At 49.4% G+C, this 25,600-nt stretch carries 20 protein-coding genes and 2 riboswitches; of the genes, 4 read left to right on the forward strand and 16 right to left on the reverse strand.

Annotation, left to right across the window (positions count from 1 at the left end; translation table 11 throughout):
* The first annotated feature begins 3 nt into the window (after nt 1-3).
* The 3 genes from CBP31_RS12030 to CBP31_RS12040 all read left to right on the forward strand — a co-directional run bounded on the left by CBP31_RS12030 (nt 4) and on the right by CBP31_RS12040 (nt 5,315).
* Complete coding sequence (locus tag CBP31_RS12030; protein ID WP_087037602.1) at nt 4-1,260, forward strand: glutamate-5-semialdehyde dehydrogenase; 1,257 nt, start codon at nt 4-6, stop codon at nt 1,258-1,260.
* A 176-nt stretch (nt 1,261-1,436) separates the two neighbouring features.
* Nucleotides 1,437-1,865, forward strand: coding sequence for a hypothetical protein (locus CBP31_RS12035; RefSeq protein WP_087037604.1), 429 nt, complete (start codon nt 1,437-1,439; stop codon nt 1,863-1,865).
* Nucleotides 1,866-2,510: 645 nt separating this feature from the next.
* Nucleotides 2,511-5,315, forward strand: a complete 2,805-nt coding sequence (locus tag CBP31_RS12040) for a DUF2339 domain-containing protein (protein ID WP_087037606.1) — start codon at nt 2,511-2,513, stop codon at nt 5,313-5,315.
* A 240-nt stretch (nt 5,316-5,555) separates the two neighbouring features.
* On the opposite strand, the gene CBP31_RS12045 is transcribed toward CBP31_RS12040, so the two are convergent.
* The 13 genes from CBP31_RS12045 to CBP31_RS12110 form a co-directional block, all read right to left on the reverse strand.
* Complete coding sequence (locus CBP31_RS12045; protein ID WP_161492520.1) at nt 5,556-7,604, reverse strand: TonB-dependent receptor; 2,049 nt, start codon at nt 7,602-7,604, stop codon at nt 5,556-5,558.
* Between the two features lie 86 nt (nt 7,605-7,690).
* Nucleotides 7,691-7,797, reverse strand: a riboswitch (TPP riboswitch).
* A 214-nt stretch (nt 7,798-8,011) separates the two neighbouring features.
* A complete protein-coding gene (locus tag CBP31_RS12050; RefSeq protein ID WP_161492521.1) occupies nt 8,012-10,075 on the reverse strand; it encodes a TonB-dependent receptor in 2,064 nt (687 codons plus the stop codon).
* Nucleotides 10,076-10,146: 71 nt separating this feature from the next.
* A riboswitch (TPP riboswitch) is annotated at nt 10,147-10,251 on the reverse strand.
* A gap of 445 nt (nt 10,252-10,696) precedes the next feature.
* Nucleotides 10,697-12,139, reverse strand: coding sequence for an FAD-dependent oxidoreductase (locus CBP31_RS12055; RefSeq protein ID WP_087037612.1), 1,443 nt, complete (start codon nt 12,137-12,139; stop codon nt 10,697-10,699).
* Nucleotides 12,140-12,571: 432 nt separating this feature from the next.
* Complete coding sequence (locus CBP31_RS12060; RefSeq protein WP_087035906.1) at nt 12,572-13,669, reverse strand: ISAs1 family transposase; 1,098 nt, start codon at nt 13,667-13,669, stop codon at nt 12,572-12,574.
* A 330-nt stretch (nt 13,670-13,999) separates the two neighbouring features.
* Complete coding sequence (locus tag CBP31_RS12065; protein ID WP_087037614.1) at nt 14,000-14,677, reverse strand: hypothetical protein; 678 nt, start codon at nt 14,675-14,677, stop codon at nt 14,000-14,002.
* Between the two features lie 218 nt (nt 14,678-14,895).
* Complete coding sequence (locus CBP31_RS12070) at nt 14,896-15,483, reverse strand: DUF4760 domain-containing protein (RefSeq protein WP_087037616.1); 588 nt, start codon at nt 15,481-15,483, stop codon at nt 14,896-14,898.
* Between the two features lie 514 nt (nt 15,484-15,997).
* Nucleotides 15,998-16,501, reverse strand: a complete 504-nt coding sequence (locus CBP31_RS12075) for a protein disulfide oxidoreductase (protein WP_087037618.1) — start codon at nt 16,499-16,501, stop codon at nt 15,998-16,000.
* On the reverse strand, nt 16,498-18,570 hold the full coding sequence (locus CBP31_RS12080; protein WP_227875023.1) for a protein-disulfide reductase DsbD family protein: 2,073 nt from the start codon (nt 18,568-18,570) through the stop codon (nt 16,498-16,500). Before CBP31_RS12080 ends, CBP31_RS12075 begins: the two co-directional genes overlap by 4 nt.
* A gap of 49 nt (nt 18,571-18,619) precedes the next feature.
* Entirely contained in the window at nt 18,620-19,060 is a 441-nt protein-coding gene (locus CBP31_RS12085) for a hypothetical protein (RefSeq protein WP_087037624.1), read from the reverse strand.
* A 17-nt stretch (nt 19,061-19,077) separates the two neighbouring features.
* On the reverse strand, nt 19,078-19,680 hold the full coding sequence (locus CBP31_RS12090; protein ID WP_087037627.1) for a LysE family translocator: 603 nt from the start codon (nt 19,678-19,680) through the stop codon (nt 19,078-19,080).
* A gap of 611 nt (nt 19,681-20,291) precedes the next feature.
* Nucleotides 20,292-20,837: a DUF1439 domain-containing protein gene (locus CBP31_RS12100; protein WP_087037632.1), complete on the reverse strand. Its 546-nt coding sequence runs from the start codon at nt 20,835-20,837 to the stop codon at nt 20,292-20,294.
* A 102-nt stretch (nt 20,838-20,939) separates the two neighbouring features.
* Nucleotides 20,940-21,377, reverse strand: a complete 438-nt coding sequence (locus CBP31_RS12105; protein ID WP_087037634.1) for a YaiI/YqxD family protein — start codon at nt 21,375-21,377, stop codon at nt 20,940-20,942.
* Nucleotides 21,377-21,778, reverse strand: coding sequence for a DUF2750 domain-containing protein (locus tag CBP31_RS12110; RefSeq protein WP_087037636.1), 402 nt, complete (start codon nt 21,776-21,778; stop codon nt 21,377-21,379). The genes CBP31_RS12105 and CBP31_RS12110 overlap by 1 nt, the downstream gene beginning before the upstream one ends.
* Nucleotides 21,779-22,257: 479 nt before the next feature.
* On the opposite strand from CBP31_RS12110, the gene aroG reads away from it, so the two are divergent.
* A complete protein-coding gene (gene aroG, locus CBP31_RS12115) occupies nt 22,258-23,313 on the forward strand; it encodes a 3-deoxy-7-phosphoheptulonate synthase AroG (protein ID WP_087037638.1) in 1,056 nt (351 codons plus the stop codon).
* Nucleotides 23,314-23,660: 347 nt separating this feature from the next.
* Here the strand turns inward: aroG and lipA are convergent, their stop codons facing one another.
* Genes lipA through ybeD form a run of 3 tightly spaced genes read right to left on the reverse strand, consistent with a single transcriptional unit; the run spans nt 23,661 to nt 25,599 of the window.
* On the reverse strand, nt 23,661-24,626 hold the full coding sequence (lipA, locus tag CBP31_RS12120; RefSeq protein ID WP_087037641.1) for a lipoyl synthase: 966 nt from the start codon (nt 24,624-24,626) through the stop codon (nt 23,661-23,663).
* Complete coding sequence (lipB, locus tag CBP31_RS12125; protein WP_087037643.1) at nt 24,623-25,291, reverse strand: lipoyl(octanoyl) transferase LipB; 669 nt, start codon at nt 25,289-25,291, stop codon at nt 24,623-24,625. The genes lipA and lipB overlap by 4 nt, the downstream gene beginning before the upstream one ends.
* A 32-nt stretch (nt 25,292-25,323) precedes the next feature.
* Nucleotides 25,324-25,599, reverse strand: a complete 276-nt coding sequence (gene ybeD, locus CBP31_RS12130) for a DUF493 family protein YbeD (RefSeq protein WP_087037645.1) — start codon at nt 25,597-25,599, stop codon at nt 25,324-25,326.
* Nucleotide 25,600 lies beyond the last annotated feature (1 nt).

Consider the following 25,600-nt stretch of genomic DNA (forward strand, 5'->3'; position numbering starts at 1 on the left):
AGTATGAATTTGGAACAGATGGGGCAGGCCGCTCGTGATGCCGCCTATGTGTTGGCTGACAGCTCAACGCGTACTAAAAATCAGGCCTTATTAGTGATGGCCGATGCACTGGAAGCCGCTGCGCCACAAATACTTGCGGCTAATGAGCAAGACTTAAGCGCGGCGCGCGAAAGCGGTATTGGTGAAGCCATGCTGGACCGCTTAATGCTTAATCCAGCGCGCATTAGTGCCATTGCCAGTGACGTGCGTAATGTGGTGTCACTGCCGGATCCGGTAGGCTCTGAGTTAGACAGCCGCGTACTAGAAAACGGCATGCGCTTATCGCGCCGCCGTGTGCCCTTAGGCGTGGTGGGCGTGATTTATGAAGCTCGCCCTAACGTGACCATCGACATCGCCGCTTTATGTCTAAAAACCGGTAACGCCAGCATCTTGCGTGGCGGGCGTGAAACTTTCCATACCAACCAAGAGTTGGTGAAAGTCATTCAGCAGGCATTAACCGCCAGCCAATTGCCTGCAGCTGCAGTGCAATACATCAGTGAGCCGGGCCGCGAGTGGGTCAGTGGTCTGCTAAAGCTTGATGAATATGTGGATATGATCATCCCGCGCGGCGGCGCTAACTTACACAAATTGTGTAAAGAGCAGGCCACCATACCGGTGATTATCGGCGGCTTTGGCATCGGCCATATGTTTGTGGACGACAGTGCCGATTTGGTGCGCGCCATTGAGGTAATTGATAACGCTAAAACTCAACGTCCCAGTGTCTGCAACACCATAGATACCTTGTTAGTGCATGAAGCGGCGGCCAGCGAGTTATTGCCAAGTTTGAGTGCGCGCATGGCCGAAAAGGGCGTAGAATTAGTGGCCGATACCACGGCATTTGCCTTATTAAAAGATGGCCCCGCTAAAGTGCGTGCCGCCCAAGACGGTGACTTTGACACCGAGTGGTTAGGCTTAACGCTGGGCGTTAAATTAGTGCCCAACGTAGATGCAGCCTTGGCGCATTTACGCCGCCACAATGCCAGCCATTCCGATGCCATTCTTACCAATAACATGGTTAATGCCGAGCGCTTTATTAATGGTGCGCCTTCTGCTGCTGTATACGTCAACGCCTCCACGCGCTTTACCGACGGCGCTCAATTTGGCTTAGGTGCAGAAGTTGCCGTATCTACCCAAAAGCTGCACGCCCGGGGCCCTATGGGGCTGGAAGAGCTAACCAGTTATAAGTGGATAGGCCAAGCGGATTACTTGGTACGCCCTTAGCCCGAAGGGCCGCTTTACGTTGTACGTTATGCGCAGTACGTGAAAGATAAACGCTGCCTATTTTTAACGGTCGGCGTATCGCGTACAGCGTTTAATTTAACGGCGTATCACGCATAACGTATGACGCATAACAGGCGGCGTTCATCGCCGCCTCACTTCGCCCAAGAGAGGATTCTATGCCATCCCGATTGTTGGACGCCCTATTGTTGGCGATGCCATTGCCGCAAAATTTGGAAGCCTGGCGCCAGCATCTCAAAAGCCAGCTGCCCTACCCGATACAGGGGGCGCAAACGTTATTTATTGGCGACCCCACGCTAGTCATAGTGGCTTTTCAGCATGATAAGGTTGAGGTGTTTTTACCGGCCATTCAATGGCGCCACCACGATATTCATACGGCCAAGCCCCGCTCGCAAGGGATTATTGAGCCGCACAATGGCAGCCTAGAGCAGCTATTAACCTTGGTAGAAGAAACTATCGCTACTCGGCTAAAGTCGTTTCACGAATGCAGCTGTTGTGGCAAACGCAGTGCGCCGGAAGTATTAGGCTCACTGCAAGGCGAGCCGGTGTGCCGTGATTGCATCAAAGGCCGCCGCGTACTGTTTTAAACAAGATATTAAAGACTTCTTCGCCACGGAATACACGGAAGAACACGGAAAAATAGTGAACAAATCTGAAAGTGACTTTTAATGGTACCTGATTACGTATGAACCTCAGACATGATGTGCAGGACTGGTTTGGCGTCTCACCACGCCTAACGCCATGCCAATGAAACAAGGTGCACTGCACTATGTTGATATCGGCGTGGCTGTGGTTCTTTAATGTCTGGCTAACAGGATGTTCGGCGCCTTCATGTAACATATTGAATCTATTGACGATGAAATCACTGAGACACGGCTGAGCTTTGTGGGTAATCAGGAATTTTTATGTCACCTGTAGGGGCGAATTTATTCGCACAAAAATAATAGCACGCACTAAAGAGGTCGAATGAATTCGACCCTACGCTCAAAAAGTCGACTTTTGTTTCCTCGAGAGCTCGACTTAAAAACAGGTCACATTTTTACATAGATTGGTATTACGCCTTACGCTGTACGCGTGTAGCTAAAAATGCCGCGATCGCAAGAGCGCGGCATTTTTTATGGCAATAAGCGTGTGTGTCAGATGAGTAATAGCGGTAAAAAAGTTAGACTAGCTGCTGACTTATTTTCTTAATAATCAAGCCAATATCTACCTAAAGGAAGAGGGTGCACAGTATGGAAATACTACTCATTATTTTGGGTGCCGCCGCTGTGCTGTTTTTACCCGTGGGCGCGATATTTGGCTTTCTTGCTTACCGAAACCTTAACCATCAGAGCTTGCGCATTAACTCACTGAGCCGTGAGGTTAATGAGTTACGCGAGCAAGTGGAGCTTAGCCAAGCACAACAGTTAACATCGCAAGAGCTTAAGCCGCAAGCGCCACAACCCAGCATTCCCATCAGTATTCCCGCCATCAAGACCGCCAGCGCCTCAGCACTGGCGGAAGCGCCAGTGCCCGCAAATGCGGACAATAAACCTACGGTTAAGCCCGCAGCCGTACAGTGTGTAACGTCCCCAGTAACCAGTTCTGAAGACCAGCCGCAGGTGGATTGGCAGTATCAGGCGCCGACACCGTCGCCCTTTATGCAATCCCTTAAAGAGAACTGGATGGTGTGGCTCGGTGGTTTGAGCGTGGCGCTGGCCGGTATTTTTATGGTGCACTATTCGGTAAGCGAAGGCTTATTGGGCCCAGTACTGCAACTGTTGCTGGCGCTCAGTGTGGGTGCAGTATTGCATACAGCTGCCGAGTATTTACGCCGCCGATACGAGCGTAGCGATCAAATCTTTGCCGCACTGGCCGGTGGCGGCAGCGTGACCTTATATGCGGCTTTATTGGCGGGTATTCATCATTACCAGCTGATTGGCCCGCTACTGGGACTAACGCTACTGGCGGTTGTCTCGCTGAGTACTATGGTGTTAGCACGGCTGCACGGCCCTTTATTAGCGCTGATGGGCTTGAGTGGTGCTTATATAGTGCCGCTATTAATCGACAGTGATGCAGGCAGTATCGCCTTTGTGCTGAGTTACAGTTTTTTAATTACCTTTAGCTCGCTGTTGCTGATGCGCTTTGTATTTCGTGATTGGCTTTGGTATGCCACCTTGGCGGGCGCGCTCTTATGGTGGCTGGCGGCATTGTTTACGCCGCAAGCCATCGCACCTGTAATAGGGTTTGAAATCCCTCTGTATTTGGCAGTGCTGTTAGCCATTTTTGTGCTGTTAACGGATAAAGATCAGGTTGGCGTTCGTCATTTGCGCGTCGCCATACTGAGCCTGTTGTTGGCATGGGGCGTCTCTATTGCCGGTCAGGCTAGTCTTATCCCCAGTCCGCAGTTCTGGAGCTGGCTGCTGATTTGGCCGGTGGTGTTATGGCTGCCGACGCTAAAGATCCCCGCTTTATTACCTGTGTCTGTGTGGGCCAGCCCTAGTTCAGTTCAACAACATACATTCTGGTATTTGCCTTGGGCGGCGGTGCTCGCTAGTGCGCTGGGTTGGTTGGCGTATGTGACACAAGCAGGCCTAGACATGATTTATCTAGTGCAGCTGCCGCTTGAACTGCACGTTTCGTTTATCAGTTATTTACTGATGTCTGCCTTGTTGTGTATAGCAGTAGGCTGGTGGCAGTGGCGCCAACAACCCACATCCAAATGTTGGGCTTCTTTTACCTTGCTCAGCCCCTTGGTGTGGTTAAGCTTGGGCTGGATACTGCTGCACGGCATTGAGCCCAGTATTGATTGGGCGCTAGGTGCCTTGCTGGCCGCAACTGTATATGGCGCCTTAGCCAAATTCTTGCACCCTTCAAAAGATGTGCAAAATACAGGCGTGAAAAATTTAGCCGTACAGAACGGCGCCGTTTGGGCAGTGTTAGCGAGTCATATCAGTTATGCGCTGGCGGTGACCATGGCGTTGCGCGAGGCTTCACTCACGCAGGCCTTGGCGGTGCAGTTTGTTAGCTTGGTGTGGCTGGCTCGCCAGTATCGAATACCGCAGTTGTATCTGTTACTCAAAGTCGTATTGGCCATCGTAGTGGCGCGCCTTACTTTTAATCCTTGGCTGGCGAGTTATGAGCTTAACCAAACGTTAAGCCCGTGGAACTGGGTGTTATGGACCTACGGCGGCAGCGCGTTACTGGCAGGCATCGCGACCTATTTATCTGACCGCCATCACGCTATTCGTCCTTGGCTGGAAGCCGCTACCCTGCACTTGTTGGTGTTGTTTTTGGGGGCCGAGCTTCGCTATTGGCTCTACGATGGCGATATTTTTAGCCAGCAATACAGCTTTACTGAAGCCACCATTAATACGCTGCTGTGGGGTGGGCTCAGTATTACTTACCTGCTGCGTGGCCGCGTCGCTCAACAGTTGGCTTGGTTATATCAAAGCTGTGCTTTGATACTGCTGGGCCTGTCTAGCCTCAGTTATCTGGTATTGATAAGCGTGTATAACCCTTGGTGGGGCGGGACTGAGATAAGTGACACTCGGCTATTTAATATGTTGCTGCCCGCATACGGCGGACCCGTGTTGCTGGCATTAGCATTGGCGATAATGCTCAATCGTTTCCCTCAATTGCTAGCAAAATTGGTGGCGATCAGACAGTGGGCGTTGGCGGTAGCAGGTGGCGCCTTTATGTTGTTTAGCGCCCTTGAAATACGCCAGCTCTGGCGCGGCAGTGATATGGAGCTCTGGTCTGGCCTAGCACTCTGGCCTGATATGAACAATGGCGAGCTCTATACCTACTCAGTGGTGGGCATGCTGTACGCTATTGTTGGCATTATTTATGCCACTAAAAAAGGCTATCCGCTGATTTATAAAGCCGGCATGATTTTATTAGGGCTGGTGATCGCCAAGATCTTCTTAATTGATATGGACGGCCTGCAAGGCCTGTGGCGTGTGTCCGCCTTTATGGGCTTGGGCTTGGCACTATTAGGGTTGGCTTGGATGCACCAAAAAGTGCAGCGGGCAGTAAGGGCAGTGCCAAGCGCCTAGCGCCGAGCACCAAGCTAAACACAAGATCGGCAAGACCTTGCCGATCTTGTGTTTACATACCGTACCCTGTAGCCGCGGTGACCACAGCGAAATGGCGCAGCGCGCGCCATCTCAACGCCATGTTCCTCCCATGGCGCTAAATCTGGCAACGTCGGATCTGATGCACTTATTTCGCAGCAAAAAGCCGCACTCAAAGAGTGCGGCTTTTTTATGTATGCCTTAGCGTGTTAAGCAGGGGATTTAGAACGCATATTTTGTGGTTACACCAAACATACGTGGCGCGCCTAACTGTACATATTCGTCTGTGGTATAGCCGTTGCGTGGGTCGTTGCCAAATTCAAAGCCGCGTACCGCGTACACTTCATCGGTGAGGTTTTTGCCCCACAATGTCACAGTCCAATTATCTAACTGATAGCCAAAGCGGGCATTGAATAGCGCATAAGATTCTGAGCGAGAGTCATGACTGTCGGAGAAGTAAAACTCGTCTTTGCCTTCCACATCTAAGCCAGAAAACCAGCCGCTGCCGTGATCAACGTTCACACCAAAGGCAAACTGATACTCAGGCGCATGAGCGGCGTCGCGGCCATCAAACTTAGCACCCGTCTCTTTTAACTCAGTTTGGAGCAAGCCTAAGCTACCGTATAATTGAACGGCGTTAGCTACTTGCCATTGCGCTTGTGCTTCCAAGCCGTAGCTATAAGCGCTGTCGGCGTTGGCGGTGTAATCTATAAAATCTCCCGGACCTATGATACGTGATGCCTTAATTTGTGCGTCATTGCGCTGCTGAAAGAACACTGCCACTTGGGTATGTAGGGTATCGTCCAGCAAATTGTGTTTGGCACCCAACTCGTAATTCCACAGCGTTTCCGAGTCGAAATTGCGCTGTGCAGCAGGCACGTCACCGTTAGAATTGTAGCCGCCTACCTTGTAGCCACGAGAAATCAAGCCATAGAGCATTTGGCTATCGCTGGTCTGATATTCCAGCGCCATGCGCCCGCCCCATAATAGTTCGGTAGGCTTGCTACGGTTGCCATCACTGTCGCTATAAAGGGTATGGTCTTCTTCTAAGCGCAAGCCGTTGATCCAAGTAAGCTTGTCGGTCAAGCCAGTAGAGAGCTCGCCATATCCCGCATAGCGGTTCGCTTCATACTCACTGGTAAAGGTGTCTTTTCCTGTGCGGTCGCGAGTTAAGTCTGAGCTGCGGTTAAAATAATAGAGGCCGCCGGTCCAGTCGGTGCTGTCGTTAAACAAGCGCGACTCTTCGGTAGAAATAAAGCGCACATCCAGGGTGGCACCTTTTTCATCTCTTTGATAATTATCGAAGGAGTCATAACCGTCAGGGTGAAAACCGGGATAGGTCCAGTCTTCGTCGAAGCCGTATTCTAAGTCGCTCTTACTGACGCTAATGGATGTTTCCTGAATAAAGTTTTCATTGCCATACCAGCTACTTTTACCCGACAGCGCGAGCGTTTCTTGACGATCATGGCCGGGGCTATCTGCAAGGCTGTGGCGGTTGTTATCGAGAGAGAAAACGTCATAACCGTTATCTACATTGGCGTAGAAAGCGCTGAGGTCTAAGTCTAAGTCTTCGCTGGCCGCAATCCGAAACTTAGTACGTAGTAGGGTTTCATCAATGTTGTTGGTGTCGTCACGATTGAGGTAATCGTTTTTAGTCACGCCATCACTGGTATTGCGCTGGGCGGCGATACGATAGGACACTTTGTCGCTGATCGGCCCGCCCACGGCGGCGCTCAAGTTCTGGGTGTTGTACTGCGCCACCGTGAGTTCCACATCACCGGTTAAGGTGTCGGTAGGCTCATTGGCAGTAATGTTGATAAGTCCTGCCAAGGCATTGGCGCCATACAAACTGCTTTGCGGGCCGCGTAACACTTCTACTTGCTTAGCATCCAGCAGCGTGGCGCCTAAGGTGGCGGAGCTCATGTCTATGCCATCGACCAGCACACCTACTGAGGGATTAACCGCGCCGATAAATTGGCTGCGCTCGCCCACACCACGAATTTGATAATACTTACCGCGCGAGGCTCCGGCACTCAAGTTTACGTTAGGCGCTTGGGCCAATACGTCCGCGAGGTGAGTGTTGCCGGGCTTATTGAGCTCAGCTTCATCAATCACGCTTACGCTAGCGGCCGTTTCTTGCAGGCTGTCATCGCGAAAACTAGAGGTAACTGTGGTGGTGTCTAGGGTATACACCTCATCGGCGACAGCAGGCAGCGCCGCCATTAGGCCTAAGGCAATAGTGGTGGGTATAAAAGGAATTAGTTTGGGCACTTCAAGTCTCCGCATACATCAGAAATACGAAAACCGGGTAACTACTAGGGCAGGCAGGAGAGAGCAGGCAAGTGAGGGCAGAGCAGAGCGTTGCGACTTCCTATTCCTACGCCGGTATTAGCCGGATCAGGTTCAAAGGGTTCGCGTCTGGCGCGTCTCAAGCAGTAACTTCCTGCCACCCCTTAGGATATGACTTATGGTTATAAGTCGAGCGGAATTATACCTGTTTTGGCATAAATGTCGAGGTAAACGAGGCAGCTTGTCTTTGGTTGCGAGTCGGTGACCGTAAGTAATATCGATTGTATCTGCACAGCCTAGCTGAGGGTCAATAAAGGAAGAGTGTAAAAAAGCCGCGCTCCATGAGTGCGGATTTTTTTATTTATTAAGTAGTAATTGTTGGCTAATTATTAGAAAGCGTACTTGGTGGTTACACCAAACATGCGCGGTGCGCCCAGTTGTACATAGTCTTCTGCAACACCGGCTTTATAAGGGTTATTAGGGAAGTTAAAGCCGCGTACTATGTAATCTTCATCGGTGAGGTTTTTACCCCACAGCGTCACGCTCCAGTTGTCTTGCTGATAACCGAAACGGGCATTCAGCAATGCATAGGCATCCGTGGTGGAGTTATAGCTGTCAGAAAAGTAAAACTCGTCTTTGCCTTCCACATCTAAACCAGAAAACCAGCCGCTACCGTGATCAAAGCTCACGCCTAATGCAAATTGATATTCAGGCGAGTGAGCAGCGCCGCGACCATCGAAGCTGGCGCCGGGCTCTGTTAACTCGGTTTGCAGTAAACCTAAGCTGCCATGCAAGCGCACCGCGTCTGAGGCTTGCCATTGGGCTTGGGCTTCTAGGCCATAGCTATAGGCCTTCTTGGCGTTATCCGTATAGTCAAAAGCCGCGCCTAGTTCGGTACGAGTCGCGTTAACTTGTGCGTCGTCACGCTGTTGAAAGAACACGGCTACTTGGGTGTGTAAGGTGTCATCTAACAAGTTGTGCTTGGCACCAAGTTCAAAGTTCCACAAGGTTTCAGATTCATACTTACGCAATTCATTCGGTAGGCTGCTGTTGGCGTTATAACCGCCGACCTTGTAGCCGCGAGCAATCAAACCATAGAGCATTTGGCGCTCGCTAGTTTGATATTCCAGCGCGGTACGGCCACCCCACAAGTGCTCGGTAGGTTTGCTGCGCTCACCGGTATTATCGCTATACAAGGTGCTGTCTTGCTCTAAACGCAAACCATTTATCCAGGTGAGCTTGTCGGTCAAGTTTGTTGAGAGTTCACCGTAACCTGCGTAGCGGTTGGTCTCATATTCGCTGGTGAAGGCTGTAAGGTTCTTGGTGTAATCACGGGTTAAATCCGAGCTGCGATAAAAATAATACAGGCCGCCGCTCCAACCGGTGCTGTCCTTAAACAGTCTCGACTCTTCGGTGGAAATAAAGCGCACATCAAGGGTAGCGCCACGCTCATCACGGCTGTAGTTGTCGGTGTGGTTGTTAGCAGCTGGCTGAAATACAGGGTTGGTCCAGTCTACGTCGTAGCCGTATTCCAGATTACTCTTGCTAATACTAATCGCGGTTTCTTGAATAAAATTAGCATTGCCATACCAGCTGCTTTTTCCCGACAGTGCTAGCGTTTCTTGGCGATCGTGACCGGGCTGGTCTGATAGGGTATGACGGGTATTATCCAGCGCAAAGGCGTCATAACCGTTGTCGATATTGGCGTAAAAAGCCGTTAAATCTAAGTCCAGATCTTCAGTGGCCGCAATGCGAAACTTAGTGCGCAGCAGGGTTTCATCAATATTATTAGTGTCGTCGCGATTTAAGTAATCGTTGTTAATAAAGCCATCGCTGGTATTGCGTTGGGCGGCGATGCGATACGCGACTTTATCACTGATAGGCCCACCCACGGCGGCGCTCAAATTCTGGGTGTTGTACTCGGCCAGCGTCAGTTCTACATCGCCGGTTAAGGTGTCGCTCGGCTCATTAGCAATAATATTAATCAAGCCGCCAATAGCATTGGCTCCTTGCTGGCTGCCTTGGGGGCCGCGCAGCACTTGCACTTGTTTGGCATCCAGTAAAGTCGCGCCCATGGTCATGGCGCTCATGTCTATACCATCCACCACGACGGCCACCGAAGGGTTAACCGTATCCGTAAACTGACTGCGCTCACCTATGCCGCGAATTTGGTAGTACTTGCCGCGAGAAGCACCGGCGCTCAAGTTGACGTTAGGTGTTTGAGCTAAGACGTCTGCGAGGTGAGTGTTGCCGGGCTTATTAAGCTCAGTTTCATCAATCACACTTACGCTGGCGGGGGCGGTATCTTGTAAACTGTCCGCCTCTGAGCTGGCAGCCACAGTGGTGGTGTCAAAGGTATAAACCTCATTAGCCACTGCAGTAGGCAGCGCTGTTATTAAGCCTAAAGCTACAGCAGAAGATAAAATAGAGGGTAAAAAAGGTAATTTGGGCACTTCAAGTCTCCGCATGGATATAAATACGAAAACCGGGTAACTACAAGAGCAGGCAGGTGAGAGCAGAGCAAAGCGTTGCGGCTTCCTATTCCTACGCCGGTATTAGCCGGATCAGGTTCAAAGGGTTCGCGTCTGCGCATCTCAGGCAATCGAAACTGCCACCCCTTAGGATATGACTTAATGTTATAAGTCGAGCCGCATTATACTCATTTGGGTATAAAGGTCTAGGTTAGGTGTAAACTGCTTAAAGCTGCGCCAAGCACCAAGCTAAATGAAAGCGGTGTTTATCTTTATGCCGTCATCCTGACGCACGTCAGGATCTCGCTCTAGATATTAGTGACTAAAGCCTATTTGCCACGGAATGCACGGAAAAGTGAAGGAAAAATAGTGATCAGATCTGAAAGTGAAAGACAGCACCAAGCGCTAAGCACCAAGCTGAAGAAAGGACGGTGTTTATATGTTAGCTCGGCACTTAGCGCAGTTACTACTTGTCGCACGTGAACTGCGTCCGTGACTCTCGTAAAAAAGAGGGTGTTCTTCCGTTGCAAAAATAGCTCTTGTCAGTGGCTCTGGCTATTTGGTTTATAGTTTTTATTTCAAACCTTCTTATTGCAAGCTTTGCTATTTCAAGCAACGGCCTCTGGGTTCATCGCTCTCATGCAGCACCACCTCTGAATGTAGAAACTGCGCGGCGTCTGCTGAATCCGTGACTTTAGTGGCGCTGCGCTCCAGCATTTCTGCTTCAAACTCGTTGAGTACGCGGTTACGAATGCCGGCATCGCGCCAGTTCGATTTTGGCCGACAGCTTCTCACGATAATCCGTGCCAGAGATAATGCATCCAGCAGTGCTTGATTGGCACCTTGGCCTTTAAACGGGCTCATGGGGTGCGCCGCATCGCCTAGTAATGTTACGGGGCCGGCGTTAGCCAATAATTCAGGCGTGAGTAAAGCGCGGTCATACACCGGATAACCCGACACTTGAGCATCAAGGGTGGCTGCTAAAATCTCTGGAATCGGGGAGTGCCATTGGGTGCGCTTGCAGGCTTCAGCCTTAAGTGCCGCAGTGCCTTGCGCACTCAAGGCTTTAGCTTCGTCCTCAAGCATGGGGAAGCTTAATTGCCACATCACAGAATCGGCGTCATAAGGCATGATATAAATGCGCTCATGGCCATTAGCGGTTTGAAATACCGTAGCCGAGTCCAACAAATCACTGTCTACGCCTTCAAGCACACTTAACGGGCAGATCCCTAAGATCACCATGCAATCCAAATAACGCAGTGAGCTTATATCGTGCCCCAAAGCTAAGTGGCGCACGATACTTCGAATACCATCGGCACCCACTACCAAATCGGCCTTGGCTTGCTTGATTTGGCCGTTCACTTCAAAGCTCAGTTCAACGCCTTTATCCGTCTCTTTAAAGTCAACTAACTGCTGGCCCCATTTAACGCAGTTGTGGTCTTGAGTCAGGTGTTCGCCTAGTTGTTCCAGCAGCGCTAAGCGCAATGACTGACGGGCGATATGCACGTTGGTGCGCTTAGGCGCAGAAGTGTTATCTGAATGCAGCCACTTTCTCATGCCCCATTCGCCAAGCACTTTGCCGTCTGTGGCGTGCACTACATGGCGAGTAGACACCACGCCTTGTTCGAGAGAGAAAATGCCCAAGCCTTCAATGGCTTTGCTCGCTTGTTGCAAGGTAAGGCCGTAACCCTGAGAGCGGGCTTCAAAGCCGCTATCGCGCTCATAAAGGGTGAACGGAATGCCACGGTGTAAACAAGCCACCGCCAATGCCACGCCGCCAATGCCGCCACCAATAATCGCTACCCTTGGATAGTTGACCGTATCCGCTACCGGCGGTTGAACGGCTGAGATCAAGCCAGATCCGCCACAGCTGGGGCAAGAAGATAAGTGCGCCTTAGGAAGAGCTGGAGCCGTGCCGCCGTTCTTTTCAAACTGCGCCAAGGCCGCCTGATAACTAAGCTTCACTTTCTTACGGATCTTCTGACTGATCCGCCCACGCCCCTGACACTTAGGACAAGGCGCCCAGCTCAGCTTTTCGCCGTTCACAGCTTTACTCTTTGCTTCAATCTCTGTTTCAATCGATAACTTGATGGGTTGGCCCTCATAAGAAAAACACCCTAGATACGCTGGCGATTATAAGGCAGTAGCGAGCACTTTCATTGCTTTTAGATAAGGTAAGGCGAGAAATTTACTCTGATCTGCAGAAAGCAGAACAAAGGGTCTACTCTTCCGACGCGCTAAGCAGCATCCCTGCGACGCTCAGCACATAACATCCGATCGCCATGGATGGCAGGAGTGTCGAAATGGCAGGAGCATTTTTCGACCCTGTTATGTGATGGCCGGCTGAGGCTATCCCAGCAGCCTCTTTTTTTAATATCTGAGTCGTTGGGTGATACGAAAAAATAACAGAAATAGATATTGTTTAGTCGTCACTTTAGCTGGCGGCCCTGCAGGGCGGGAGCATACTTTGCTTAATATTCAGCCAAAGAATAACTCTGCTCGATAATTGTCATCCCAGCCCGCTCTCTTCAGCTTGTTACGCTGGCTAGGCGCACCACATGTACTTTGCTTGAGGATGTTCAGAACGAACCGCCGAAACAATCCCATATTTTCTACCGCATCTCCGATGGCAATCCGGGAAGCATCTTCTTTAAATAGCACATCTAAAATGTAATGCTGACTGTTTTCTATCCGCCAATGTTGGCGAATATAGTGCCCTATCATCTTATGTTTAGGTGATAAGGAGCTGACGTAGTAAGCAGTATCGACTGTTCCTTTACCCTTCATCGTACGGTGTCGCTCGACGGCGATAATGCTGCGGATAGTGGGCCACTTCTCCTCTAACTCAGGAGGTAGTTTCGCTTTTAATTGAAAGACATAGCGCTCTTCTTTACGTCCATGGGCTGTCTCTTTATGCTCAGCAACCACTTCCTCTTTGTTAGCGTCGAATACCGCTTGGAACTGTGACTGTACGGCCTTACGTAGGTTAGGTTGGTTGTGTTTAACCTGCACCACAATATGCGCTTTCTTATCTTGTATCTTTTCTAATGTTTCCCGCTGACAGTGCAGCGCATCCAGGGTAACGACCGCCCCTTTTATGTTGAGCACATCGAGCATGTCTCTGACCGTCGCGAGCTCCCCTTTTTTGGATGGGGTGGCTTTCTGGCTCAGTACCAAGCCATTTTCAGTATCGTAAGCGGTGACTAGCTGTACGGCTTCGGAAGATTTATTGCGGTAAGAGCCCCGTAATACTTTGCCGTCAAAAGCTATCACCGGTTTACCATGATGAATACGATGCTCGTTAAGCCAGCTTAATAATGCGTCGAGCAAAGATTCGACTACGACACTGCGTAAAATACGGGCAATGGTGTGTCGGCAGGGAATACCGTGCGTAAAAGGACGATATTGACGTAGCCAGTCGGCCTTAGCTTCACCATAGGTTTCAATGTCACGCCACCCTTCAGCGCCGGCCATAATGGCGCTAATAACGAGAAACATGACATCGACCAAGTCATGCTTACGATTAATATCTGAGCGAGTTTCTTCAACAAGAGTAAGGTGGTCAATTAATGTCATGGCAAGGCTCCTCCAACTAGAGGAACGATTAGATCACAGACAATTCACTCATTCAAATTTTGTTAACAAAGTATGCTCCCGCCCTGGGCGGCCCTGCGGAGCAGTTATGGTGTTTGAATCTCGCAGGAACGAGGATGAGTGATCAAAGAGACGGCTTATTTTTAACCGATATGGCTGAGCATGGGCAACCCTCGACGACTAGCTCTAACATCCTAATGTGACGTTAAAAAATATAAATCTACTCTCAGCGGTAAATAATGAGTGCAGCTAGTAAATTATCAGAGTGCAAATTTTTTAGATTATATTTAAGTCGGTATTTTTTATCATTAGCTAAAAAATATCGATGTCTTTTAACTTTTCAAAAATAACAGATATTTTCTTTTGATACTTAGACATTATCTGATGTTTTATGTTTTCCATCTCCACATTAATGTAGAAATCATTAATGTCTTTTTCTGTTGCGCCAGCTAGATGTCTCAAATGTAAAATTGATTCTTGAAATTCAGAAAGTTCTATATCGTCTTTCTTGAAGTTTTTAATTGTTATGGATTTAATTTCATTTATTGCTTTTTTCTTCTCTACTTCTGCTTCTACAGCTAAAAGTACAGATTTATTTTTTATTTTATCAAGCTGAATGTTGGTTAATTCACCTACAAGAGAGCTCGTTAATACATTGTTCATGCAAGTATCAATGTCTATTTTTAACATTTCATCGTAAAAAGATCCCGAGTTCGACATTATACCTGTACATTCTATGTATATGGAGCTTGTTAATTTTTGCAAAGTAATTACACTTAGTTTACTTTGTTGTTCCTTAATGATAACAATACTCTTTTCAATTTCTTTTTTTATTGTTTTTAATTCAACTTCTTTTTTAGCTAGCTCTTCTGATATTATCTCTTTTTGATATATAGGGATTACAAAGTAATAAACACTAAACATTGAAAACAAAAACATACCTACTTGAGATAGGTTACTAAATCTTGTTATTATTTTGTCTATATTCATTGCGTCCGTTTGTCTTTAGTAGATTTTATTTAATATAATTCGGAGCTAGGAGGGGATTTGTAAGTCGCAGTTTCTTGGGTTATTTTATCGCAAATAAACCACAAAGTTGCGACAATTACAAACTGTCCAAAGATCGTAGCGACTTATGCTTTAGTTATATATTAAGAAATACGCTGCTTTCCTGGGGTTTGGGCTTGATATTGTAATTTTAGCTCATTTTAAAAAGCCTCAATAGATGGATATGTTTTTGAGCCGCCAGCAGCATTTCTGAAGTCTTCCAATATATAATGCCCTTCTGAAGGAGATACAAGATAAGTAAACTGCTCATAAAGCATTTCTTTGTCTGCAATATTATGACGTACTGCGGTCAATACCGTTTCTAAAAGATTTAAATATGATATTACTGCCCACCTAATTTCAGAGAATTCTCTTTCAGTGACTTGAAGTTTATCTTTAGGTATTCCTTCATCTCTTAGCCTTGCTGACATAGAGGAAAGGGAGCCAACAAAAAGTCCATAATGTTCACTAGATATTTTAAAAGGTTGCTGCTTAAGTAAACACTTTGACTGATTAAACTCTAATGTTTCTGCAAACTTTCTAGCCATGACGCTATTCAATGTTAGACTGCTGTCCCAGTGACGAAGCAGTTCAATTGCTCTTTCTCTTCTTGATCTTTCGTGATCCGATTTTAGGCCTTGAATTGATGTGTTGAGCTGCTTAACTGTTACTTTTGCTTGGAATATTACTACAATAATTCCAAGCGCAGCCACTGAACTTGCAGTGGCTATTACCCATTGTGGATCCATTTAATTTTCCAATTTTTTAATGTAATAAGTGCTTAAAAATTTAATCATGCGCATGCGTGATTACACCATGCTTAGTATCTACGGAACGCTGATTTATAACTTACTTATAGTGATGAAATTTGTCGTTTTAAGAGTTCGCATATGTGCTTGATATTGTATCAATACTAGTACGCGATTTCCTTAAGATTTCGGGTTTCCTGTGAGTATATCTACCGGCGGCTCCATATTATCGCAAGAGTCAGTAGGAATTGTCGGAGCCAACCGTCAAATGCCAGGGACGGCATTTGCCGAGCGCCGCATGGATGCGGGTTAAGCGAGTTGGCGTAGACAATCCTACTGTCTCTAACTGAAAACTCTACACGCTGCGACTCTTTCGTCACTTTCACCAAAAGCATAAAAAAGGCCGCATTCTTTATGAGTGCGGCCTTTTGGCTGGCTGTTATCTGCCATTTAGTTTAAAAATCCCGCTGAGACGGGACTGCCAGCTAAAGCGGCAGCCTACATAACCATGCGATTAACCCATCAACCTCGCCAACCATAATCTGCCCCACATGCCGGGTAGGGTGGTGATGCCGGCGGTGGCGTAACGCAGCTCGCCTTTGTAAGCGACCATTAGCGTGGGCGTAACTCTAATGCCCAGCGTTTGGCCTAAGCGATTATCCGTATCGTTAACCACGGAAAAGTTATAACCCTTTTCCCGTATATAGCCGCTTACTTTGCGATCATGGCCAGAGGCCAGTGCGATACTGACTACCGGCGCGTTTACCATATCAACCATGGGTGAAACGATACGGCAGACGCCGCACCAGCTGGCCCATACGTAAACTAATACTGGCTGCTTAGCGCTCATGGCGCTTAAGTCAATTTCATTGCCGGCCAAGGTGGTCATGGTGCCAAGGGCGGCTACCTCTGTGGGTAAGTCTTGGCTGCGCCATACATCTACTGCCGTGACTATCACCATTAATAGCAGCAAATAAGCGATGGCTTTACCGATGCGAGCTAATAATGAGCGCTTCATTGTTTCGCCTCATCCAAGGCACTGATCACCTTGTTAGTGGTGAGCAACACTTCCAGCGCTTTACCTTGCGGAAGGCCGGGGCCAAACACTTGGTTAAAGGGAATGCCGGCTCTTTGATTGGCATGCAAATAATCGGTAATGGCACTGTTTGGGCGGGTCCAATCACCGCGCATTAATACTATGTCGTCCGCTTGCAACGCCGAATACACAGGATCGCGCAGCGTGACGCCGATTTTGTTGGCTTGGCAAGTAATACACCAGTCTGCGGTCACATCTACAAACACCCGCTTGCCGGCGGCGACCTCTTCCGCAATGCGGCTGGCATCTAGCGGTTGCCAGTTTAGGTTGTCTTCAATGGGGCTCACCCAATGAGACTGAGTAAACATAGCGCCCACACCGGCCACGGCGCCGAGCAATAACATACCCGCTAAGCCGAATATCAAACCGCGCGCGCCGTATTGGCGGATCAAAGACCAAATCGGCAGCACTATCAGTAATGCAGCCAAGGCCCAAGTGATGCCCGCGCCTAAGGTGTAGCTGAGTAAGGATAGCAACCAAAGGCTGGTGGCCAGCAACATTAGGCCAAATAGCCATTTTACCTTTTCCATCCAAAGCCCAGGTTTTGGCAATGCACGGATAACACTGGGGAATAACGCCAGTAATAACCACGGCAAGGCCATGCCTAAGCCTAAGCCGGTAAAGATGGCCACTAACACCACTGGCGAGGAGGCCAAGGCCACCGCCACTGCGGTGCCCAAGAAGGGCGCGCTACAAGGCGTGGCTAGTAAGGTGGCAAACATGCCTTGCAGCACATGGCCGCCATTGCCACTGCCGGGGCGGGTGGCCAGCCAGGTATTGAGGCGGCTGGGTAAGCGCACTTCAAACAAGCCAAACAGGTTGAGTGAGAACAGGGCGGTGATCAGCAACATAAAGCCGATAAAGGCCGGTTGCTGAAACTGTATGCCCCAGCCTAACTGCGCGCCAGACCAGGTGAGTACCAACATAAAGGCGGCCAGTAGCCAAAACGACAACATGATGCCAAACGCCGACCACAACAGGGGAGCGCGTACCTGCTTCCTTTCGCCCAGCACTAAGCTATTGAGCTTAAGGCCCAGTACCGGCAAGACGCAGGGCATGATGTTTAATATCAAACCGCCGAGCACCGCATACAGTAATATCCAACCTAAGGCAGGCACGTTTTCGCTTAAGGGTGCCAAGGTGCCGGCGCTAATATTGGCGTGCAACTCTTCAGCCAGCCCTGCATCAATAGCGGTGATGACGATGGCTTGCTGATCAAGATTAAGCTCATCGTCCCAGCTGCTAACCTGAAAACGCACTTGTAATTGTTGGTCGTTAATAGCGAACGTAGGCTGGCTAAAAATCGCCTCGTCCAGTTCATCTACATAAATGGCGGGTTGCTGCCAACCGCGCTCGTTATTAAGGATGATTTCTAGCTGCTGGCTGGCTTTATCCCAAGTGAGTGTCTCGCTACTTACTAGGCTGGCCACGCGCGGCACTTTAGCCACGGCTTGCTGGTAGTCATGACTTAATTGCTCGTCTACCTGCCAGTTAGCATCCAGCGGTAACTGCAATTGATAGTCGGTTAACACGCACACGGTAGTGCAGCTGGGCAGGGTTAATTGAGCATTAAAGGTGCTGGCTTGGCCGGTGTCGGAGGGGGTCAGTTGTAGCGGAAAGTCCACTTCATGCTTATAACCTTGAGTCTCAATGCCGAGTAAACTAAAGCGCTCGGGCACCGGCCATTGCCAGTTAACGTCCGCTAAATTGTCTGAGGCTTGCCAGTCTAAGCGCGGTGCTATGCCGCCTTCACCCGGGGAGCGCCAATAGGTTTTCCAGTCGTCCGTTAAGCGCACTTGCAGCAGGGCAGGGTAATGGTTTTGCTCGGCGTTATAGGGGCCTGCTTGTACTAAGCGCACTTGCACTGGTGGGTGCTCGGGCGCTTGTTGCCAGCCACTTCCTTGAACGCCCGTTGCTGCCAGCGCCAAGCATGAGCTTAATAGCAGCAAGGGGCTGAGTAGCCATATATAAAGAGTCTTGAATCTGTTCAAAATAAATCTCCGATAGAAAAGTTAAGCGAAAACGAGGCGTGCGTTTTGCTCACTCTCTAAACACGCACAGCACTAAGTGCCGCCGTCGACCAGAAAACAATAACGGAGTAATAGTGCGTCGGCTAAAGCCCAGCGCTGTTAGTGGCGCTAGCCACAGCGCAAACAGTAAGATGATGGCAATAAATAAGGGGTCTAAGTTCTGGAACACCTTACTTAATAATTGCTCGCTTAAGCTGCACGAGTCATGATCTTGATCATTCGTGGTGTCTTTATGTGGCAGATCAGAGCTGCTGACTTGCTCCGTATGCAGAGTAGTATGATCATAAGCACAGGCCACTTTTAGGCCCATGCGCTGACTCAAACACAGGCTGATCACCAGCACCGCCAGCAATAATGCCAGCCCACCTTGTTTGGTGAGGGTATGCACTAATGCGCTAGCCGCTTGTAACCAAGCGCCCAGCCCTCTCAGCACAAAGCTAATCCCTTTCAACTCAAGCCCAATCCCTATCAACCTAAACCCAACCAAAGCGCCACTCCCAACATTAAACTGCCGGCAATGCGGTTCATTAATTTCACCTTTCCTTTTTGCTGGAGCACGCGGCTTAAGGTGCGCCCGCCACTGGCATAAAGCATTAAGCAGCTAAATTCGAGCACTAAGATCATCGACACTAAGATGGCCAGTTGGCCAAACAAGGGCGCGCTTTGGTCGATAAAAGGCGGCAATAAGGCGATAAAAAATGCCCAGCCTTTAGGATTGGCAATAGCGGTAATAAAGCCTTGGCTGATTAAGGTAGTAATGGGAATGTGGCGGGGGCCGGCGTTAACGGGGTTTAATGCCAGCTTGCCTTTAGAACGCCATAACTGCACACCCAGCCACGCTAAATAGAGGCCGCCTGCATATTTGAGGATTTGAAACAGTTGCGGATATTGCAGCATGATTGCCGCCACACCAAGTACAGCTAAACAGGCCACCACGGCCACGCCGATCAGCTCACCGAGCATCATCCACAGCGTGCGGCGCACGCCCACCGTCATGCCGAGGGACAAGGCGAGAGTCATGCACATGCCAGGCGTCACTGACACAAAGAAGAAAGTGGGGATAAACACCATTAAGACTGCAGAGCTAATAGCACACCTACCTAGAAGGTTGTGGAAGCGAAACCATATTGTGCGCCATTATACGTTAATTGCCCGACATTAGGCCAACAAACCCAGCTATCAGCCGTAAGCGAGAAGACTAAGATGAGATCCTGATGTGCAACCGGATGACGGCATAAAGACTGACATGGCTTTTAGCCGTCATACCGGTACTGAATCAAGTTCAGCATGACGGCCTCGGTATCTCGTTTTTGGCATTAAGTGCGAGATCCTGACGTGCGTCAGGATGACGGCATAAAGACTGACATGGCTTTTAGCCGTCATACCGAGCTTGCCTCGGTATCTCGTTTTTGGCATTAAGGGCGAGATCCTGACTTGCAACCGGATGACGGCATAAAGACTGACATGGCTTTTAGCCGTCATACTGAGCTCGCCTCGGTATCTCGTTTTTGGCATTAAGGGCGAGATCCTGACTTGCAACAGGATGACGGCACAAAAAAAGCACCAAGCTTATGTGCTCGGTGCTTTTATTAGTCGCCTTATGCGCCGCCTTTGAACTTTCATTCAACATTAAAAATTCAACACTCAACATTGCTCTTTAAGCTCGGCGCTGCTCTTAAAGATTAATCGCTAAATTTAGGGCTCAGCACAAAACGGCCGGGGGCTATGGTGAGGCCCACGGGCGCGTTCTTCAGCCATGCATATTTACCGCCATCGAGGCGATAGATAGGCTGGTTTTCTAATACCGAGCGCACAATTTGCATCATGCCGGATGAAGCAATGGCCGCATCACCTTTGTAACCGTATGCATCCACTTTGCTTTGGATAAGATTTAAATCACGCAAGAAGATGGCGTTTTGTTTCCGGTCATACACAGGGCGACCTTCAACGATTAAGTCTAACTTGGCCGGAAAACGCGCGATTAAGGCATTGATGGCGGTTTCACCTTGTAAGTTTAAACGCACTACATCACGGTTATCGGGGCCGATTTGCAGGTTCAGCTTGTCGATTTGGGTTTCTACCAAGCCTTGGGTGAGGCGTGGCATCTCTTGTTCTAATAAGGTGTAGAGCGATTTTTCCATCTCACCTTCAGAAATACTGTACTGACTGACGCTGGCGCAAGCGGTTAACAACAACAGGCTTAAGCTCAATGCTAAAGACTTCAACATATAAATACCTCGGTTTAAAAACAGCAAGAAGCGAGGTGTAAGGCGAGAGAGGGGGATGACAGTCACTTTCGCCTCACTCTTCACGCCTCACACTTCACGAATTTACCTCAGCAATTGATCCAGCTGATTGGCGAAGGCTTGGCGATCTGCAGCACTTAAGGTCGGCGGGCCGCCGGTTTGTATGCCACTGGAGCGCAGCGTGTCCATAAAATCACGCATGGTCAGTTTGGCCCTAATGGTGCCGGGTTCAAATTTTTCACCACGCGGACTGATAACCAGCGCGCCTTTTTCCAGTGCTTCGGCAGCCAGCGGAATATCGGCGGTAATCAACAGCTCGCCCGGGGCAATGCGCGACACTATTTCATCATCCGCCACATCAAAACCTTGGGGAACTTGCAGCTGCTTGATAAGCGTTGAACCTGGCAGTGGCAAGGGATGATTGGCGACCATGGTTAATGGCGTTTGGGTGCGCTCGGCGGCGCGAAATAAAATATCGCGGATCACTTTAGGGCAAGCATCTGCATCAACCCAAATGTGCATCAGTTCTGACGCCCAGTTTTCTTCTTATGATCAAAGGCTTCTTGCAGTTCACCGGGCTCAACTAACACACCTGCGGCGTCACTGATCGGGAACACAGCCACTAACAGCTCGTCTTCTTCCATGCCAGAGACCCAGCGGGACTGCCAAACTTTTAGGGTAATGGCTTCGGGTTTGCACTGGGCCCAGTCGTCCACAGCCCAAGCTTTGGCGTAGTCGGCGTGGGGCCATACCGGAATGCAGTCTTCGTCGTCGTCTGAGGTGAGCATCATGCAGCCGTGCTCATCGGTTAAAATCCACAGTTGTTCGTGCTCGGCTACTTTATTTACGAAGTGGTTGTAGCGCTGCTCATCATTGAGTTTTTCTGTGGCGGTTTTGTCGGCATCGGTCAGGATATAAGTCATGATTATTCTCATCTTAAAAGTCTGCCCGCATATTCCCACTGCAAGGCAGCACTTGTCCAGTTTTGCTATGCCTTGCGTGTGAGGGGTAAAGGGTGAAGGGTGAGGAGAAAGACCCGAGAGCTAAAACGATTTTGCAACGGAATCCACGGAATCCACGGAGCCCACGGAAAAATTAAGCTGAGATAAGGGCGAAAGGGGATCTTATTGGTAAGAGCACCACCTAACCCTCGCTCTTTGCTTTTTGTAAGATCATTACCAATGAAATGTTTTTCAGGTTTGATCCTTGTTTTTCCCTTTACGCTTCACCCTTCACCCCCAAAAACAGGGCATTTCTGGGCTATTTGTCACTTAAAGGTAAACAATTGGCTAATAGCGCCAATTGAGCGTTTACAGTGACTGCTGCTCGGGCTAGATTAAAAACCAATAAAAATTCGACATTTCGGAGCCAAAGGCTCTTAAAATTGTAAGCAGGGTTGCTCATGCATTTTCAAACAGACGATATTCGTATAAATCAAATCAAAGAACTGTTGCCGCCGATTGCGGTGCTGGAGAAATATCCGGCCACTGCCAAGGCTTCTGCCACCGTCTTTGAGGCGCGCCAGGCTATTCATCGTATTTTAGTTGGCGAAGAAGACCGTCTGCTGGTGGTGATAGGCCCTTGTTCGATTCATAACGTAGAAGCCGCCATTGAATATGGCAAAAAGCTGCAGGTGTTACGTGAGAAGTACGCCGATACGCTAGAAGTAGTAATGCGCGTGTATTTTGAAAAGCCGCGCACCACAGTAGGCTGGAAAGGCTTAATCAACGATCCGCATTTAGACAACAGCTGCCAGATCAACGACGGCCTGCGCATCGGTCGTAAGCTATTGCTGGATCTCAACGACATGGGCATGCCCACTGCCAGTGAGTTTCTCGACATGATCACGCCACAATACATGGCGGACTTAATGAGCTGGGGCGCCATTGGTGCCCGTACTACTGAGTCTCAGGTGCACCGCGAACTTGCTTCTGGTCTTTCTTGCCCAGTGGGCTTTAAGAATGGCACTGACGGCACCATTAAAGTGGCGGCCGATGCCATAGGGGCGGCCAGTGCGGCGCATCACTTCTTATCAGTCACCAAGCTTGGCCACTCGGCAATTGTGGAAACCACGGGTAACCCAGACTGCCACATTATTTTGCGCGGTGGTAAAGAGCCAAACTACAGCAGCGAGCATGTGAGTGCAGTGTGTGCGGAATTGGATAAAGCCGGTTTGCCACAAAAAATCATGGTCGATTTTAGTCACGCCAACAGCAGCAAACAGTATCAGCGCCAAATGGTGGTGTCTGATGATGTGAGCGGCCAAATCGCCGGTGGCCAACAAGCCATTATGGGCGTGATGGTAGAAAGCCACCTAGTGGCCGGTCGTCAAGACTTAGAAGAAGGCGTTGAGCTCACCTACGGCCAGAGCATCACAGATGCCTGCATCGGCTGGAGCGATACCGAAACCATGCTGGCGCAATTAGCCGAAGCGGTTGAATCCCGTCGTCATGGCTAAAAGGTAGCGAGAAGAGTGAGGTGTAAATCGTGAGGGGGAAAAACCAAGCGCAGAGCGCCAAGCTTTAAGCTAGAACTTAAAAATAAATCGAGATCCTGACGTGCGTCAGGATGACGGCCTAAGTGAAAGCTGCAAGAAAAATACGGAAACAAAAAAGGAGCCTCGCGGCTCCTTTTTATTTGGCAGTTATCAAGCTTATCGGCGCAAAGCAGGGTGCCGTTCTTTTCACGCTCTATGTTTAAAAACTAAACATACGGCTACTTGGTTAGTTTTGCTGCGCAAAACCGGCCAGCTGAAGCGGCCTCTACGAACCACTCCTCACGCTTTACTCTTCACAGTCAAAGACCTTACTTAACTTCCATGCCTTGTGCTTGTAGGTCGGCGTGGTAGGACGAGCGTACCAGCGGGCCGCTTGCTGCGTGTTCAAAGCCTAGGCTATCAGCAATGTCTTTCAGCTCAGCAAACTCGGACGGCGGCACGTAGCGCTTCACCGGCAGGTGATGGCGGCTAGGCTGCAGATACTGGCCCAGCGTTAACATGGCCACGTTGTGGGCGCGCAAGTCTTTCAACACTTCCACGATTTCTTCGTTGGTTTCGCCTAAGCCCATCATCAATCCAGACTTAGTGGTCACTTGTGGGTGCATTTCTTTAAAGCGACGCAGTAATTCTAATGACCACTTATAGTCGGCACCAGGACGAGCCATACGGTACAAGCGCGGAGCGGTTTCTAAGTTGTGGTTGAACACATCTGGCGGCGTGTCTTTAAAGATTTCTAATGCGGTGTCCATGCGGCCACGAAAATCCGGGGTTAAAATCTCGATTTTGGTATTCGGGCTTTGCTCACGAATGGCCTTAATGCAGTCCACAAAATGCTGAGCACCGCCGTCACGCAAGTCGTCACGGTCAACGGACGTGATCACCACGTATTTAAGCGCCAGCTCTTTAATGGTTTTGGCCAGCTTTGCCGGCTCGTCTGGATTTACCGCTAGTGGACGGCCGTGGGCCACGTCACAGAAGGGGCAGCGACGAGTACAAATGGCACCCAAAATCATAAAGGTGGCGGTACCGTGGTTAAAGCATTCAGACAAGTTAGGACAAGAAGCTTCTTCACACACTGAGTGCAAGTCGTTTTTGCGCATGATGCTTTTTAATTCCTGAATGCGCTGACTGCTAGGAGGAAGTTTGATCTTCATCCAGTCCGGCTTACGCAACACTTCTTCGTCCTGCTCGGGCATGTATTTGACCGGGATCAGCGCCATTTTATCAGCGTCACGTAATTTTACGCCAGGCTCGACGCGCACAGGTTTATTCATAATATGAGTTTCTCTGTTGTGTAATAGAGATGTGGATAGCCGAGCTGTTCTGCCAGCTTGGGTATCAGTTGGGACTGAGCTTCGTCAATCGTGTTTGGGCCGCCTAATTGGGCACTCATGGTCATGGGCAGGCCGGCATAACCGCATGGATTAATACGCAAGAAAGGCGCTAAGTCCATGTTAACGTTAAGTGCCAAGCCATGAAAAGAGCAACCTCTGCGGATCCGCAGCCCCAGTGAGGCAATTTTGCTTTCTACTGACTGTTCATTGGCCACATAGACACCGGGCGCATCCGCTTTGGCGTAAGCCTTAATGTCATAATCGGCGAGCAGCTCGACGATGGCGACTTCCATGCTGGTGACCAAGTGACGCACGCCGAGTTTTCTACGACGCACATCTAATAGCAAATAGACAATCAACTGACCCGGGCCATGATAGGTTACTTGGCCGCCGCGGTCACTTTTCACCAAGGGAATATCACCTAGGTTAATAATATGCTCAGGCTTGCCGGCTTGACCTTGGGTAAACACCGGCGGGTGCTCTACCAGCCACAGTTCGTCGGGGGTGTCTGGCCCACGCTGGTTGGTGAAGTCTTGCATGGCATGCCATACATCCTCATAAGAGGCTTGGCCCCAGTGGCGTACTGTCAGTTGATCCTGTGCCATTTGCTTGTCCTAAATAGATGGGTCAAACGGCCCTAGAGTACGTATTTAACCAGTTCTAGCTCACCCAGTTTTAAATAGAGGGTTTCTATGTGCTCTTTGCTGGTCACGGTGACAGGAATGGTGACCGCGTGGTAGGTGCCTTTGCTGCTGGGCTTTATCGTTGGGCTGTAATCGCCCGGCGCGTGCTGCTGTATTACTTCCACTATCATATCGGGCAGACGTGGATCGGCCAGGCCCAAAATTTTGAAGGGAAACTGGCAAGGAAACTCAAGATATTCGTCAAATTTGGTGCTTAATGGGCTAGTCATA

Origin of the sequence: Oceanisphaera profunda, from assembly GCF_002157895.1 — a bacterium.
Classification (GTDB): Bacteria; Pseudomonadota; Gammaproteobacteria; order Enterobacterales; family Aeromonadaceae; genus Oceanimonas; species Oceanimonas profunda.

Bases quoted from the DNA above. Each gene is read 5' to 3' on its own strand.
- lipB (WP_087037643.1), bottom strand. From the start codon at position 25,291: ATGGCACAGGATCAACTGACAGTACGCCACTGGGGCCAAGCCTCTTAT.
- ybeD (WP_087037645.1), bottom strand. From the start codon at position 25,599: ATGACTAGCCCATTAAGCACCAAATTTGACGAATATCTTGAGTTTCCT.
- CBP31_RS12075 (WP_087037618.1), bottom strand. From the start codon at position 16,501: ATGAAGCGCTCATTATTAGCTCGCATCGGTAAAGCCATCGCTTATTTG.
- aroG (WP_087037638.1), top strand. From the start codon at position 22,258: ATGCATTTTCAAACAGACGATATTCGTATAAATCAAATCAAAGAACTG.
- CBP31_RS12070 (WP_087037616.1), bottom strand. From the start codon at position 15,483: ATGGATCCACAATGGGTAATAGCCACTGCAAGTTCAGTGGCTGCGCTT.
- CBP31_RS12100 (WP_087037632.1), bottom strand. From the start codon at position 20,837: ATGTTGAAGTCTTTAGCATTGAGCTTAAGCCTGTTGTTGTTAACCGCT.
- CBP31_RS12040 (WP_087037606.1), top strand. From the start codon at position 2,511: ATGGAAATACTACTCATTATTTTGGGTGCCGCCGCTGTGCTGTTTTTA.
- CBP31_RS12030 (WP_087037602.1), top strand. From the start codon at position 4: ATGAATTTGGAACAGATGGGGCAGGCCGCTCGTGATGCCGCCTATGTG.
- lipA (WP_087037641.1), bottom strand. From the start codon at position 24,626: ATGAATAAACCTGTGCGCGTCGAGCCTGGCGTAAAATTACGTGACGCT.
- CBP31_RS12035 (WP_087037604.1), top strand. From the start codon at position 1,437: ATGCCATCCCGATTGTTGGACGCCCTATTGTTGGCGATGCCATTGCCG.
- CBP31_RS12110 (WP_087037636.1), bottom strand. From the start codon at position 21,778: ATGACTTATATCCTGACCGATGCCGACAAAACCGCCACAGAAAAACTC.
- CBP31_RS12060 (WP_087035906.1), bottom strand. From the start codon at position 13,669: ATGACATTAATTGACCACCTTACTCTTGTTGAAGAAACTCGCTCAGAT.
- CBP31_RS12105 (WP_087037634.1), bottom strand. From the start codon at position 21,377: ATGCACATTTGGGTTGATGCAGATGCTTGCCCTAAAGTGATCCGCGAT.
- CBP31_RS12065 (WP_087037614.1), bottom strand. From the start codon at position 14,677: ATGAATATAGACAAAATAATAACAAGATTTAGTAACCTATCTCAAGTA.
- CBP31_RS12090 (WP_087037627.1), bottom strand. From the start codon at position 19,680: ATGGTGTTTATCCCCACTTTCTTCTTTGTGTCAGTGACGCCTGGCATG.